3 protein-coding genes are annotated in these 1,998 nt (G+C 75.4%); all 3 read right to left on the reverse strand.

Translation table 11 applies throughout. From position 1 onward, the window contains the following. On the reverse strand, positions 1 to 773 hold a 773-nt coding region (locus DW309_RS03865), incomplete at its 3' end, for a transcription antitermination factor NusB (RefSeq protein ID WP_275089896.1). An 83-nt stretch (positions 774 to 856) separates the two neighbouring features. Then, complete coding sequence (fmt, locus tag DW309_RS03870; protein ID WP_136032439.1) at positions 857 to 1,774, reverse strand: methionyl-tRNA formyltransferase; 918 nt, start codon at positions 1,772 to 1,774, stop codon at positions 857 to 859. A gap of 19 nt (positions 1,775 to 1,793) precedes the next feature. After that, on the reverse strand, positions 1,794 to 1,998 hold a 205-nt coding region (locus DW309_RS03875; RefSeq protein ID WP_136044609.1), incomplete at its 5' end, for a hypothetical protein.

The raw sequence follows: 1,998 nt of genomic DNA on the forward strand, positions 1-1,998 counted from the left end.
CACAGGTCCAGCCACCGCTCCCCTGCCCGGATCGGTGCCGCGGCGGCCAGCGCGAGGGCGACGAGCTGCGACCCCTCGTCTTGGACGCGCACCGTGCCGGCGGACTCCGCCACCGGACGCCGAGGGTCGCCGCCGGGTGACGCGAACGCGGTCGGCGCGAAGGGACGGCGCGGCTCACCCGGCTGCGCGAGCCCGGGGAGGGCCACCAGTGTCACCTCGGGCGAGGCGTTGTCGGCCTCCAGCAGGGCGTCGAGCTCGTCGACCCTGCCCTCGGCCGCCAGCGCGCGCCGCAGAGCCCGGATGACCCACACCGGATGCGCAGCGCGGAGGGCGAGACGCTCATCGTCGGAGCGCGCATCGGCCTCGATGCGCTCCATCCACTGCCCGGGCGACTCGCGCGCCACGCGACGCAGCACCGCGTTCGCGAAACTGGCCGCGCCACGGCCCGCCCGCGTCGCCACGAGGTTCACCGACTCGTTCACCGCTGCGTGCGAGGCGACCCTGGTCGCCAGGAGCTGATGGACCGCGAGCCGCAGTGCGTCCAGCACGGCCGGATCGATCGAGGAGGTGCTGCGATCCGCGGCCGCCGCGATCACCGCGTCGTACGTGCCTCGGCGGCGCAGCGTCCCGTAGGTGAGCTCGGTGGCGAGGGCCGCGTCCTGCGCGTCCAGCCCGGCCTCCGCGATCGCCGGGGGAAGCACGAGGTTGGCGTACGCGTCGGAGTCGGACACCGCTCGCAGCACCTCGTAGGCGACGAGCCGCGCCGGCTGCACCGTCCGCCGGGGCCCGCGCTCGTCGGTGCGTGCTGCGGGTCGGGGACGGCGGACCCCCTGCTGCTGGTGTCGCTCCTGCCTGCTCACGATCCCGCCCGCCGCTCGCCGCCCTGCAGGCCCCGCCACCAGTCGGCGGCGTTCATCGCCCCCTTGCCTGCCGGCTGCACGCGGGTCACCGCGAGGGGCGCGGTCGCGGTGCCGATCAGCAGCGCCGTCCTGGTGCCCGAGAGCACGCCGGGAGGCAACTGCTCCTCCCCGGCCGCGGGCTCGGCGGCGAGGATCTTCAGGCGCTGCCCGTCCACCGTCGTGTGGGCGCCGGGCTCGGGCGTCACCCCGCGGAACCGTGCGAACACCGACGACACGGGCTGCGTGAAGTCGAGGAGTCCGTCCGCCAGGCTCAGCTTCGCCGCGAACGTCGGCTCGCCCTCCTGCGGCACCGCCCGCGCCTCTCCCGCCGCGATCGCCGCGACCACCTCCGCGGTCAGGTCGGCGCCGTCGCGCGCGAGCGCCTCCAGCGCCTCGCCGGCCGTCGCCGACGACGGCACCGCCACGGTGCGCCGTGCGAACACGTCGCCCGCGTCGAGCTCCGGCACGAGCTGGAAGACGCTGGCGCCCAGCACCTCGTCGCCCGCGATCAGCGCGCGCTGCACCGGCGCCGCGCCACGCCAGGCGGGCAGTAGGGAGAAGTGCAGGTTGATCCATCCGGCGTCCGGCGTCGACAGCAACGGCTCGCGCACGAGCCCGCCGTAGGCGACGATCACGCCCAGCTCGGGCTCGAGCGCGGCGATCTCCGCGGTCACCGCGTCATCCAGACGGGCCGCCCGGATGACCGGGAGGCCCCGTTCTGCGGCAGCCTGGGCGACGGGCGACGGCGTCAGCACGCGCTTGCGGCCGAGCGGCGCATCCGGTCTCGTCACCACCGCGGCGATGTCGTGCTCCGCAGCGAGGCGATGGAGTGTGGGCACGGCAGCGGAGGGCGTGCCGGCGAAGACGAGGCGCATGAAGGTTCTCCGGAAGGGGTCAGAGCTCTGGATCGAGGATATCGAGGCGCACCGTGAGCGCGCTCCGGGCCGTGCGCGCTCGGCCCCGCCGTCCGTTCACGGCCTCCGCCACCACGGCTGCGCGCAGGACGGTCGCCACCCGCACCCCGGCGCCGTAGTCGAAGCGGACCAGGGCGCGCACGCGCGGAGGGTCGTCGTCGTCCTCGAAGATCGGAAGAGCACAC

Origin of the sequence: Microbacterium sp. K41, from assembly GCF_004794395.1 — a bacterium.
GTDB classification, from domain to species: Bacteria; Actinomycetota; Actinomycetes; order Actinomycetales; family Microbacteriaceae; genus Microbacterium; species Microbacterium sufflavum.